The following is a 12184-nucleotide window of genomic DNA, read 5'->3' on the forward strand; positions in this document are numbered from 1 at the left end:
CGGAACCTCGCCCGGTAGCCTCGGGGCGTGGCGGAGAAGACCCGGATCGCGCTCGTCTTCGGCGGGCGATCGAGCGAGCACAGCATCTCGTGCGCGACCGCCGGAGGCGTCCTCGGCGCCATCGACCGCGACCGGTACGAGGTCGTCCCGGTCGGCATCACGCGCGACGGCGCCTTCGTCCTCGAGCGCGACGACCCGGACGCGTTCGCGCTCGATCCGGCCGCGCTGCCGGAGGTGCGTGACGACGGCTCCCGCGTGCTGTGGCCGGACTCGACGCAGCACCACGAGCTGAAGGTCTCGCGTCCGGACGGGACCGTGGAGTCGCTCGGCCGCATCGACATCGCCTTCCCGATCCTGCACGGACCGTGGGGCGAGGACGGCACCGTCCAGGGCCTCTTCGAGCTCATCGGCCTCCCGTACGTCGGCAACGGCGTGCTCGCGTCCGCGATGGGCATGGACAAGCACTTCACGAAGACGGTGCTGCAGGCCGCCGGTGTGCTCGTCGCCCCCTGGATCACGCTGCACCCCGGCGATCGGGCGGGCGATCCCGCCTACCTCCGCCGCCGCGTCGCCGCGCTCGGCTACCCCGTATTCGTGAAGCCGGCCCGGGCGGGGTCCTCCGTCGGGGTCTCCCGGGTGGAGGACGCCGAGGGGCTCGACCGCGCGCTCGACAAGGCCTTCGCGGAGGACTCCAAGGTCCTCGTCGAGCGGGGCGTCGTCGGCCGCGAGCTCGAGATCGGCATGCTCGGCAGCCGCACCGGCGGCCCGGCGCGCACCTCCGCGGTCGGCGAGATCGTGGTGTCCGGCCGCGACTTCTACGACTTCGAGGCGAAGTACCTCGACGCCCCCGGCGTGGACCTCGTCTGCCCGGCCCCGCTCGGCGACGGGGAGCAGCTCGACCTCGAGCGCACCGCGCAGCGCGCCTTCGAGGCGATCGACGGCCGCGGGCTCGCCCGCGTCGACGTCTTCCTCACCGAGGAGGGCTTCGTCGTCAACGAGATCAACACCATGCCCGGCTTCACGCCGATCTCGATGTTCCCCCGCTGCTGGCAGGAGTCCGGCCTGTCCTACCCGGCCCTGATCGCGGAGCTCATCGAGCTCGCGCGATGAGGCGGGGGCTCCTCCTGCCCGCCGTGGCGGCGACGGCGCTCCTCCTCACCGGCTGCGCGCCGACCATCTCCCTCCGCCCGGCGCCGCAGGCGACGAGCGTCGGCTGCGCGGGCGTGATCGTGCGGCTGCCGGACACGATCGGCGGCGCCGCGCGCCGCGACACGGACGCGCAGGGGACCGCCGCGTGGGGGAACCCGGTCGGGGCGACGCTGACCTGCGGCGTCCTGACGCCGGAGGCCTCCGACATCAACTGCGTCACCTTCGGCTCCGTGGACTGGCTGACGCAGTCGAGGCGGATCGACGGGACGGACTGGAACGTGTACACGACCTTCGGCCGCACGCCGGGGACGCAGGTCCTCGTCGACCCGCAGACCCTCAGCACGGACGCCGTGCTGAACGACCTCGCCGACCCGATCGCGGCGGCGACGAAGGTCACCGCGCAGTGCCTGTCGCTGTCGAGCACCCGATGAGCGACGACCTCGGCGCGGTGGGGGAGCGCGCGGCCCTCGCGCGCATCATCCCGCGGCTGCGGCGCGCGCAGGCGCTGCTCGGTCCCGGCGACGACGCCGCGCTGCTGGCCGCGCCGGACGGCCGCGTCCTCCTCAGCACCGACGCGATGATCGAGGGCCCCGACTTCCGCCGCGCCTGGTCGACGCCGTACGAGCTCGGCTGGAAGGCGATGGCCACGAACCTCGCCGACATCGCCGCGATGGGCGGTCGCCCCACGGGGCTGCTCGTCGCGCTCGCGGCGCCGGAGCGGACCTCGGTCGCGGAGCTCGAGGCGATCGCGGACGGCATGGCCGCCGCCTGCGACGCGCTCGCGCCCGGCGTCGGCGTCGTCGGCGGCGACCTCACCCGGGCGCCGATCCTCTCGCTGTCGGTCACGGTCACCGGCAGCCTCGACGGCAGGTCACCCGTGCTCCGCTCCGGTGCGCGTCCGGGCGACCTGGTCGCGTACTCGGGTCGGCTCGGGCTCGCGGCGGCCGCGCTCCGGCTGCTGTTCGCGGTCGGCGAGGAGGACGCGTCGGGGATCGCGGCGCTGCGGCGCGGCCGCCCCGAGCTCCTCCGGGAGCAGCTCGCGCCGTCGCCGCCGATCCGCGACGGCGTGCGGGCGGCGGAGGCGGGCGCGACCGCCATGCTCGACGTCTCCGACGGACTGCTGCTCGACGCGTCCCGGATCGCCGGCGCGAGCCGCGTCGCGCTCGACCTCGACGGCGCCGCGCTCGAGCGGCTGGCCGCGGAGGTGGTCGCCGCGCTGCCCGCCGACGAGGAGGACGCCCCGCGCCCCGGTCGGCACGAGGCGCTCGCGCTGGTGCTCGGCGGCGGGGAGGACCACGGCCTGCTCGCGACGTTCCCCGACGAGCCGCCCGCGGGCTTCCTCCGACTCGGCGTCGTGCGCGAGGGCCTCCCGGCGGTGCTCATCGACGGCGCCCCGGTCGACCCGACCGGCTGGGACAGCTTCGCCCCCTCCTGACCCGATCGGAGCGCGACCGCGCTCGAGCGCGGACTTGCCACTTCTCGGCCCTGCCCGCGGCGTGTCGCGGCCGAGAAGTGGCAACTCCGCGCCCCCGAGGCGGCCGCTCCGGGGCGGCCGGATGGGTTCAGGCCGTGGTGAGGACGTGGACCGCGGTGTCGCCGTAGGTGCGGGTGCGCTCGAGCACCAGGGTCGGCGGAAGCACGGGCGCCGGGGAGCGGGAGGAGCGCTCGACGAGCACGAGCGCGTCCGGCTCGAGCAGCGGCGCGAGCACGACCAGGTCGGCCGCGACGTCCTCGTCGGCGAGGTCGTAGGGCGGGTCGAGGAACGCGAGTCCGACCCCCGGGGCGGCGGTGGCCAGGAAGGTCCGGACGGCCTGCTGCACCACGGCCGCGTCGAGGGGGCCGTCGGCGGCGCGACGCAACCGGCCGACGTTCTCCCGGATCACGCGGGCGGCCTTCGGCGCCTTCTCCACCAGCACGACCGACGCCGCGCCGCGCGAGAGCGCCTCCAGGCCGAACGCGCCCGACCCGGCGTAGAGGTCGAGGACCGCGGCGCCCGCGATCGCGTCACGCGCCTCGAGCATGGAGAACAGCGCCTCCCGCGTCCGGTCGCTCGTCGGCCGCGTCCCGTCCGGCGGCACCGCGAGCTGCAGCGATCCGGCCCACCCGGCGACGATCCTCGGCACCCGCCAAGCCTCCCGCACCACGGGCGTCCTCCGCGATGTCGGCGGGGGTTCGTAGCATGGAGGCATGGCGGGGCCGCTCGATCAGCGTCTGGCCGCCGTCGTGGGCGACCGCACCGCCAAGCTGCTCGACAAGCAGCTGCAGCTCCGCACGGTCGGCGACCTGCTCCAGCACTACCCGCGCCGCTACGTGAAGCGCGGCGAGCTGAGCCGCCTCGACGCGCTGCCGCTCGAGACGGACGTCACGATCGTCGCGGAGGTCCTCCGCGCCACGAGCCGCGGCCTCCGCGCCCGGCGGGGGTCGATGCAGGAGGTGCTGATCTCCGACGGCACCGGCACGCTCTCGCTCGTCTTCTTCAACCAGCCGTTCATCACGGACGAGAAGAACGCGAACGCCCTCGTGCCCGGCCGGCGCGGGCTCTTCAGCGGCAAGGTGAAGCTCTACAAGGGGATGCGGCAGCTGGCGCATCCCCAGCATCAGATGTTCACGGAGGAGGGGCAGGAGCCGCCCGACCCCGAGGTCGACCCGGAGGGCGCGAAGCGGTGGGAGGAGATCCCGCTGCCGATCTACCCCGCGACGGCCGCGCTGACCACCTGGAAGATCGAGAAGGCGGTCGAGCTCGCCCTCGGCGCCATCACCGGCCTGGACGACCCGATGCCGCTCGAGGTCTGCCGCACCGCGCGCCTGATGGGCTACGAGGCGGCCCTCCGCCGCATCCACCGGCCGGCGCACGACGGCGACTGGATCCAGGCGAAGCGGACGCTCCGCTTCCACGAGGCGTTCCTGCTGCAGACCGCCCTCCTGCAGCGCCGCGCGGTGCGCGCGATGTTCGCGGCGACGCCGCGCACCCCCCGGTCCGGCGGCTATCTCGAGCGCTTCGACGCGGCGCTGCCGTTCACGCTCACGGAGGACCAGCGCGTCGTCGGCGGCGAGATCATGGCCGACCTGGCCGGGGACGCACCGATGCACCGGCTCCTCCAGGGTGAGGTCGCGTCCGGCAAGACCCTCGTCGCGCTGCGGGGGATGCTCGCCGTCGCGGAGTCCGGCGGCCAGTCCGCGCTGCTCGCACCCACCGAGGTGCTCGCGGCGCAGCACCTCCGCTCCATCGCGAAGATCCTCGGTCCGGACCTCTCCGCGGAGCTCATGCCGACGCTCGTCACGGGGCAGATGGGCGTGCAGGCGCGACGGAAGGCGGCGCTGCAGATCATCACCGGGCGGGCGAAGATCGTCGTCGGCACGCACGCGCTGCTCTCCGACTCGACGGAGTTCGAGGACCTCGGGCTCGTCGTGGTCGACGAGCAGCACCGCTTCGGCGTCGAGCAGCGGGAGGTCCTCCGGCGCAAGGGCACTGCTCCGCACACCCTCGTCATGACGGCGACCCCGATCCCGCGCACGGTCGCGATGACCGTCTTCGGCGACCTCGAGACGTCCACGATCCGCGGCCTGCCGGCGGGGCGCGCGCCGATCACCTCCCACGTCGTCCCGCTCGCCGAGAAGCCGCGCTGGCTGCCGAACGTTTGGCGACGGGCCGGGGAGGAGATCGAGCAGGGCCGGCAGGGCTACGTGATCTGCCCCGCGATCGGCGCCGACGAGGACGAGGGCGACCTCCTCGCCCCCGACGACGCCGGGGTGCCCCGCGCCACCGTCACCGGGGTGCTCGCCGACCTGCGCGCGCAGCCGGCGCTCGCCGGCCGCCGCATCGAGGCGCTGACCGGTCGGATGAGCGGCGAGGAGAAGGAGGCCGTGATGACGGCCTTCGCGGAGGGGCGCATCGACCTGCTCGTCGCGACCACCGTCGTGGAGGTCGGCGTCGACGTCGCCAACGCCACGTTCATGGTGGTCCTCGACGCCGACCGGTTCGGCGTCTCGCAGCTGCACCAGCTGCGCGGCCGCGTCGGCCGAGGCGGGCTGCCCGGGCTCTGCCTGCTCGTCACCCACGCCGAGCGGGACACCCCCGCGCTCGAGCGGGTGGAGGCCGTCGCCGCGACCACCGACGGCTTCGCGCTGGCCCAGGCGGACCTCGAGCTGCGCCGTGAGGGCGACGTGCTCGGCGCCAGTCAGTCGGGCGGCCGCTCGCAGCTGAAGCTCCTCCGGGTGACGCGCGACGGCGACATCATCGAGCAGGCCCGTGCCGCGGCGGCCGCGACGTTGGAGGAGGACCCGGCGCTCGACGCCTACCCCGCCCTGCGCGCGGCGATCGAGCGCACGAGCGACGAGGAGTCGCGCGCCTTCCTCGACAAGTCCTGACGCCCCGCACCGCCCGCGCCGGACGAAAGTCCGCCAGGATCGAGCCATGCGGATCGCCGTCGTCCCCGGATCCTTCGACCCGGTCACCCTCGGGCACCTCGACGTCATCGGCCGGACCGCGAAGCTGTTCGACCGCCTCCACGTGCTCGTCACCCACAACCCGGCGAAGTCGGCACTGCTCGACGTCGGCCAGCGGGTGCAGCTGCTGCGCGACTCGCTCGCTGAGTCGGGCATCGACGGCGTGGAGGTCGACTCCTGGTCGGAGGGCCTGCTCGTCGACTACTGCCGCCGCGTCGGCGCGGAGGCGATCGTCAAGGGCCTCCGCTCGGCGACGGACGCCGCCTACGAGACGCCGATGGCGCTCGTGAACCGGGACCTCGCCGGGGTCGAGACGCTGTTCCTCGTCGCGCAGCCGGCCACGAGCCACGTGTCGAGCTCCCTGGTCCGGCAGGTCGCGGCGCTCGGCGGGGACGTCTCCCCGTACGTCCCGCGGGCCGTCGTCGCCGCGCTGCAGCCGGAGGGGCCGGTCCGTGGCTGAGCTCGCCGCGGTCTGCGTCGTCCATCAGCTGCTCCCGGACCGGGGCGGCATCGGCACGACCGCCATCGACAAGCGCCCGACCGGCCGGCCGGTCCGCATCCGGAAGCTCGGGCTGCACGGCGACGTGCAGGCCGACCGGAAGTACCACGGCGGCGAGGACCAGGCCGTCTACGCGTACGCCGAGGAGGACGCCGAGCACTTCGCCGCCGAGCTCGGGCGCGACGTCCCGCCCGGCACCTTCGGCGAGAACCTCCGGACGCGGGGTGCCGACGTCTCCGGCGCCGTGATCGGCGAGCGGTGGCGCATCGGCGGGGTCGTGCTCGAGGTGACGAGCCCGCGCATGCCCTGCGGCGTCTTCGAGCGCCGGATGGGGGTCAAGGGCTGGCAGGCCCGCTTCCGCGAATACGGCGCTCCGGGCGCCTACTTCCGCGTGATCCGCGCGGGCGACGTGCAGGCGGGCGACGCGATCGAGGTCATCGACCGGCCCGACCACGGCGTCACGATCGGCGGCTGGTTCACGCGGCACGACCCGGCGGACGCCCGGGCGCTGCTCGACGCGGAGGCGGCGGGTGCCGTGCGCCTCCAGGACGACGTCCACCGGTACATCGCGAAGGCGCTGCAGCGCGGGTGACCTGCTCGGCCGCCTCCGCGGCTCGAGGTCGTCGGTTCCGGCAGCATCCGTCGGTTCCGGCAGCATCAGGAGCCCGCAGAAGCTGCCGGAACCGACGCGCGCTGCCGGAGCCGACGCCGGCCCCGGTGGCGGCCGCCGTCGGGGTCGCGCCGACGACGGCGCTCGACCGGGTGCGGGCGCTGATCCGGCGCGGCGTGATCCGGGGCGCACGGCTGGAGGTCGACCTGCCGTCGATCGGCCGCGGGGTGCAGGCGCTCGTCGCGGTCCGGATCCGGCCGCCGAGCCGCGCCAACATCGACGCCTTCCGGTCCTGGGCGATCGAGCTGCAGGAGGTGGTCGGTGTGTTCGTCGTCGCCGGCGCGGAGGACTTCCTCCTGCACGTCGCGGTCGCGGACAACGACGCGCTCTACGCGTTCGTCATCGACCGGCTGACGGAGCGCGAGGAGGTCGCGGACGTCCGGACGAGCGTCGTCTACGAGCACGTCCGTCCCGCGGTCGTCGCGCCCGACCCGTCCGTGCTCGACGGACGCTGAACCCGGACGCCGTCGGTGAGCGGACCGAGGGTCGGCTCAGCGGATGATGACAGGATGCACAGGTGCTCCCGCTCCGTCTCCGCTCCGCAGCGCCCGCTCGCCCGACCGCCGCGATCGGACGATGAGCGAGGCCGAGCTGCGGGCGTGGGCTCCTGACGGGGTGCCGGAGATCCACGCGGGCGACGACCTGCCGGCGATCGTCGTCGACGCCGTCGGCGCGCTCGAGTCCGGGGACGTCGTGGTCGTGTCGAGCAAGGTCGTCTCGAAGGCGGAGGGGCGCCAGGTCGTCGCCGAGGACCGCGAGCAGGCGATCACCGCGGAGACCGTGCGCGTCGTCGCGACGCGCGAGCAGCCCGGCGGCGGTGTGACGCGGATCGTGGAGAACCGCCTCGGCATCGTCGGCGCGGCCGCGGGCGTCGACGCGAGCAACGTCGAGCCCGGCACCGTCCTGCTCCTGCCGGAGGACCCGGACGCCTCCGCGGCCCGGCTCCGGACGGCCCTGATCGCCGCCACGGGCGCCGCGGTCGGCGTGATCGTGACGGACACGCTCGGGCGACCGTGGCGCCGCGGTCAGACGGACATCGCCATCGGCGCGGCGGGCATCGCCCTCGTCGACGACCTCCGGGGGCAGCCGGACACCTCGGGCCGGCCGATGAGCGTCGCGGTCGTCGCCGTCGCCGACGAGATCGCCTCCCTGGCGGACCTCGTGAAGGGGAAGGCGGAGAATCGGCCCATCGCCGTGGTGCGGGGCGTCGGCCGGTACGTCATCGATGCGGACGGGCCGGGCGCGCGCTCGGTCGTGCGGACCGGAGACGAGGACATGTTCCGCCTCGGCAGTGCCGAGGCCTACGCCGACGGGTACTCCGACGGCTACGCGGAGGGCTCGAAGGAGAGCGCGGACACCGCGGAGGACGAGATCGACGGAGGTGCATGGTGATCGACTGGGTGGTCCTGGTCCCGATCAAGCGGTTCAGCGAGGGCAAGAAGCGGCTCGGCGATCGGCCCGACCGAGCGGCGCTCGCGGAGGCGTTCGCCCGCGACACCCTCGACGCCGTCGCGGCGGCGCCCCACGTGCGCATGCTGCTCGTCGTGACGGACGACCCGGACCTCGTCGACGACCTCTCGCTCCCCGTCGCCGTGACCGTGGTGCGGCAGGGCGCTCCGGGGCTGAACAACGCCATCTCGTCCGGGCTCCGGGTCGCGAACGACCGCTGGCCCGACTGGGGTCAGGCCGTGCTCGCCGGCGACCTGCCCGCGCTCACGGCGGAGGACCTCGAACGGACCTTCTCCATCGCGGAGGAGGTGCCGCTCGGCGTCGTCGCCGACGCGCAGGGGACCGGCACGGTGATGCTGACCGGCCAGCCGGGCGTCCCGCTGCTGCCCGCCTTCGGCGTCGGGTCCGCGTCGCGCCACCGCGACCTCGGGCACCGGCTCATCCGCGGCACGGAGCGGCTGCGGCGCGACGTCGACACCCCGGAGGACCTGACGACGGCGATCCGTCTCGGCGTCGGCCCGCACACGTCGCGGGTCCTGGACGATGCGAAGGTCTCGCCCTTCCGCCTGTCCGACCGGGACGGCACGCTCAGCGCCTGAGCTGGCCCGCCGCTCCGCGGCAGTTCCGCCCGCCCCGGCGGGCGGAACAGCCGCGCGGGGGCGGATCAGGCGGGGCTCAGCCCCGGCCGTCGAGGCGGTCGAGCAGGAAGATCGGCACGGGCAGCGCGGCGGAGAGCAGCACGATGCCGAGGCCGAAGAACAGGGGCAGGAACACCGGGCCCTGCGCGTCGAGCGCGAAACCGATCGGGAAGCACGCGATGCTCGCGAGCAGCAGCACGACCCCGAGCACGGCACCGGCGATGTTGTCCATGCCTCCATCCTCGCAAACCGTCCTGCGTGCGGCCACCGCTAGCGTCGGTGGGCATGACCCGCCCGCTCGTCGTCGCCGGATCCCGCCTCTTCACCGGACGGGAGCTGCATCCCACCGCGACGGCCGTCGCCGTCCGCGACGGGCTCGTCGTCGCCGTCGGCACGCTCGAGGAGGCGCGGGAGGCCGCCGGGCCGGACGCCGAGGTCGTCGACGTCCCGGGCGGCCTCGTCGGACCCGGATTCATCGACGCGCACGTGCACCCCGGCCAGGGCGGGGGAGAGCGCCTCGGCTGCGACCTCACCGAGGCGGCCGGCGCGGAGGACACCCTCGCCCGCATCCGCGCCTACGCGGACGCGCACCCTCGCGACGAGTGGATCGTCGGCGGCGGCTGGCACATGGCCGACTTCGAGCGCGGGCTGCCGCGCGCGGAGCTGCTCGACCGGGTCGTCCCCGGGCGCAAGGTCTACCTCGTCAACGCCGACCACCACGGCGCCTGGGTCTCGCCCGCGGCGCTCGCCGCGGCGGGCATCGACGCGTCGACCCCGGACCCGGCGGACGGCGTCATCGACCGCGACCCGGACGGGTCGCCCTCCGGCACGCTGCAGGAGGGCGCGATGGACCTCCTCGCGGACCTGCTGCCCGTGCCGACGCTCGAGGGGATGGTCGCCGCGCTCGAGGAGGCGCAGCGGTACCTCACCGGATTCGGCGTGACCGGCTGGCAGGACGCGATCATCGGCGCCTACTCGGGCGCGACGGATCCGACGGACGCGTACCTCACGGCGATCGACACCGGGCGGCTGTCGGTGCTCGTCGGCGGCGCGCTGTGGCTCGAACGCGGCCTTCGGACCGAGGAGGTCGACGAGGTCGTCGCGCGGCACGTCGCCGCCCGGGATCGGATCGGCGACCGCCGCGGACCGGGCGGCGGCCGGTTCCGCGCCACAAGCATCAAGATCATGCTCGACGGGGTGCCGGAGAGCCTCACCGCGGCGATGAAGGCGCCCTACCTCGACGTGCACGGCCGCCCGACCGCGAGCACCGGCCCCACCCACTTCCCGCCGGCGGTGCTCGACGCCGTCGCGCCGGCGCTCGCGGCGGCCGGCTTCCAGCTGCACATCCACGCGATCGGCGACCGTGCGGTCGCGGAGGCGCTCCACGCGATCGAGCTGGCGAATCGGGTCGCGGACGGCGCCTGGCTCCGGCACCACCTCGCGCACCTGCAGCAGGTCGACCTCGCCGACCTCCCGCTCATGGCGCGCGTCGGTGCGACGGCGAACATCCAAGCGTTCTGGGCGTGCCGGAGCGACCAGATGGTCGACCTGAACCTGCCGCTCGTGGGCGCGGAGCGCTTCGAGCAGCAGTACCCGTTCGCGTCCATGGCCGCCGCGGGCGTCCCGCTCGCGATGGGGTCCGACTGGCCGGTGTCGACCCCGGACCCGTGGCAGGCGATCGCCGTCGCGGTCACCCGCCGCGAGGCGGGTTCGGACCGCGAACCGCTCGGGCTGCAGGAGGCGCTGACGCTCGAGCAGGCCCTCGGCGCGTACACGCTCGGATCCGCGCGGGTCACGCACCACGACGAGGCGGGCCTGCTGGAGCCGGGCAGGCGCGCGGACGTCGCGGTGGCCGACCGCGACCCATTCGCCCTCGCGGCGGAGGAGCTGCACACGGTCCGGAACGCGCTGACCGTCAGCGCCGGCCGCGTCGTCGTCCCGTAGGTCCGGGAGTCCGACGGCCGGAGGCCGTCCCCCCGGATCGGCGAAACGCCCTCGGGCCACGGTTTCCGTCGTCCAGGGGTGCCTCGGCGTGCGGATCGCTCCGTCCGAGCCCGTTTCGATCGTGTAAAAGCTCGGTCACGGTCCGGGTCTGCGGTTGTGGCGGACGCGCTGAGCACCCTACGTTCAGGTTCAGCGACGCGGTGCCCGGCCGCGCCCCGACGTCCGCGAGGAGCGCCCGACCCGATGACCGAGACCGCCCTCGCCGCTCCTCCCGCCGACCTCGTCGCGGACGGCGCCGACGGCGGCGGGCGCGTGCTGCTCGAGGGCGTCTCGAAGCTCTACGGCAAGAACTGGGCCGTGAAGTCGCTCGATCTCGAGATCGCGGCGGGCGAGTTCATCTCCCTCCTCGGTCCCTCCGGCTGCGGCAAGACCACGACGCTCCGGATGATCGGCGGCTTCGAGCTGCCAGACGAGGGCGAGGTGACGATCGGCGGCACCGCGATGGGGTCGACGCCGCCGTACCGGCGTCCCGTGAACACGGTGTTCCAGAGCTACGCGCTCTTCCCGCACATGTCGGTCGCGAAGAACGTCGCCTACGGCCTCCGGTACGCGAAGGTGCCGAAGTCGGAGGTGCCGGAGCGCGTCACCGAGGCGCTCGGCATGGTCCGGATGAAGCACCTGGCCAGCCGCATGCCCGCCCAGCTCTCCGGCGGTCAGCAGCAGCGGATCGCGCTCGCCCGCGCGCTCGTCAACCGTCCGGCCGTCCTGCTTCTGGACGAGCCGATGTCGGCCCTCGACCGCAAGCTCCGCGAGGAGATGCAGATCGAGCTGAAGCTGCTCCAGCAGCAGCTCGGCACCACCTTCGTCTTCGTCACGCACGACCAGGAGGAGGCGATGACGATGAGCGACCGGATCGCCGTGATGAACGGCGGCCGGATCGAGCAGATCGGCTCGCCCGCCGACGTCTACGACCGTCCGGCCTCCGCGTACGTCGCCGGGTTCATCGGGCAGCAGAACTTCTTCGAGGGCACCGTGTCGAGCGTCGCCCCGCTGACGGTCGCGGTGCCGGACGGCGCGATCGCCTCGAGCCGGCCGAGCACCGCCGCCGCGGGCGCGGCGGCGACGGTCGCCGTGCGGCCGGAGTCCGTGTCGATCGCCGAGGGCGAAGCGTCCGAGGGCGAGGCGAACGCGGTCACGGCGACGCTGATGAGCGTCAGCCGTCTCGGCTCCTACCTCCAGGTCGTCACGATCACCCCGGGCGGGCAGAAGGTGATGGCCCGCATCCCGTGGGGCGTGACCATCCCGACGGCCATCGGCACCCGGGTCGTCTGCCGCTGGCCGGCGGACGCGCCGATGGTCTACCCCGCCTGATCCGCCCCTGACCGACGC

The 12184-nt window shown here is 74.5% G+C and carries 13 protein-coding genes; 11 read left to right on the forward strand and 2 right to left on the reverse strand.

Translation table 11 applies throughout. The annotated features are described in order from the left end of the window. Positions 1-27: 27 nt before the first annotated feature. From CLV52_RS07065 to thiL, 3 genes are read left to right on the forward strand one after another with little or no spacing between them, the layout of a single operon-like run. A complete protein-coding gene (locus CLV52_RS07065) occupies positions 28-1110 on the forward strand; it encodes a D-alanine--D-alanine ligase family protein (RefSeq protein WP_133765525.1) in 1083 nt (360 codons plus the stop codon). Further along, positions 1107-1580 carry a DUF3515 family protein gene (locus CLV52_RS07070; RefSeq protein ID WP_133765526.1) on the forward strand — a complete coding sequence of 158 codons (474 nt, stop codon included), beginning with the start codon at positions 1107-1109 and terminating at the stop codon, positions 1578-1580. The genes CLV52_RS07065 and CLV52_RS07070 overlap by 4 nt, the downstream gene beginning before the upstream one ends. Next, positions 1577-2584 carry a thiamine-phosphate kinase gene (gene thiL / locus CLV52_RS07075; protein WP_133765527.1) on the forward strand — a complete coding sequence of 336 codons (1008 nt, stop codon included), beginning with the start codon at positions 1577-1579 and terminating at the stop codon, positions 2582-2584. The genes CLV52_RS07070 and thiL overlap by 4 nt, the downstream gene beginning before the upstream one ends. A 127-nt stretch (positions 2585-2711) precedes the next feature. On the opposite strand, the gene rsmD is transcribed toward thiL, so the two are convergent. Further along, a complete protein-coding gene (gene rsmD, locus CLV52_RS07080; RefSeq protein WP_133765528.1) occupies positions 2712-3338 on the reverse strand; it encodes a 16S rRNA (guanine(966)-N(2))-methyltransferase RsmD in 627 nt (208 codons plus the stop codon). Here rsmD and CLV52_RS07085 point away from each other — a divergent pair. From CLV52_RS07085 to cofC, 6 genes are all read left to right on the forward strand, one after another. After that, on the forward strand, positions 3337-5517 hold the full coding sequence (locus tag CLV52_RS07085; protein ID WP_133765529.1) for an ATP-dependent DNA helicase RecG: 2181 nt from the start codon (positions 3337-3339) through the stop codon (positions 5515-5517). The genes rsmD and CLV52_RS07085 overlap by 2 nt on opposite strands. A 46-nt stretch (positions 5518-5563) precedes the next feature. Next, positions 5564-6055 carry a pantetheine-phosphate adenylyltransferase gene (coaD, locus tag CLV52_RS07090; RefSeq protein ID WP_133765530.1) on the forward strand — a complete coding sequence of 164 codons (492 nt, stop codon included), beginning with the start codon at positions 5564-5566 and terminating at the stop codon, positions 6053-6055. Then, on the forward strand, positions 6048-6686 hold the full coding sequence (locus tag CLV52_RS07095; protein WP_133765531.1) for an MOSC domain-containing protein: 639 nt from the start codon (positions 6048-6050) through the stop codon (positions 6684-6686). Before coaD ends, CLV52_RS07095 begins: the two co-directional genes overlap by 8 nt. A 125-nt stretch (positions 6687-6811) precedes the next feature. After that, the gene (locus CLV52_RS07100) at positions 6812-7219 is read left to right on the forward strand and encodes an Lrp/AsnC family transcriptional regulator (RefSeq protein ID WP_246017997.1); all 408 of its coding nucleotides are present in this window, start codon (positions 6812-6814) and stop codon (positions 7217-7219) included. A gap of 121 nt (positions 7220-7340) precedes the next feature. Next, positions 7341-8156, forward strand: coding sequence for a coenzyme F420-0:L-glutamate ligase (cofE, locus tag CLV52_RS07105; RefSeq protein ID WP_133765532.1), 816 nt, complete (start codon positions 7341-7343; stop codon positions 8154-8156). Next, positions 8150-8812, forward strand: coding sequence for a 2-phospho-L-lactate guanylyltransferase (cofC, locus tag CLV52_RS07110; protein WP_133765533.1), 663 nt, complete (start codon positions 8150-8152; stop codon positions 8810-8812). Before cofE ends, cofC begins: the two co-directional genes overlap by 7 nt. A gap of 76 nt (positions 8813-8888) precedes the next feature. Here cofC and CLV52_RS07115 read toward each other — a convergent pair whose 3' ends face one another. Further along, complete coding sequence (locus CLV52_RS07115; protein ID WP_133765534.1) at positions 8889-9083, reverse strand: hypothetical protein; 195 nt, start codon at positions 9081-9083, stop codon at positions 8889-8891. Between the two features lie 53 nt (positions 9084-9136). Between CLV52_RS07115 and CLV52_RS07120 the strand changes: the two genes are divergently transcribed. Together CLV52_RS07120 and CLV52_RS07125 are read left to right on the forward strand one after the other, a co-directional pair. Then, positions 9137-10795, forward strand: a complete 1659-nt coding sequence (locus CLV52_RS07120) for an amidohydrolase (RefSeq protein ID WP_133765535.1) — start codon at positions 9137-9139, stop codon at positions 10793-10795. Between the two features lie 243 nt (positions 10796-11038). Continuing rightward, entirely contained in the window at positions 11039-12166 is a 1128-nt protein-coding gene (locus CLV52_RS07125; RefSeq protein ID WP_133765536.1) for an ABC transporter ATP-binding protein, read from the forward strand. Positions 12167-12184: the final 18 nt, after the last annotated feature.

Origin of the sequence: Amnibacterium kyonggiense (assembly GCF_004364555.1) — a bacterium.
GTDB lineage: Bacteria > Actinomycetota > Actinomycetes > Actinomycetales > Microbacteriaceae > Amnibacterium > Amnibacterium kyonggiense.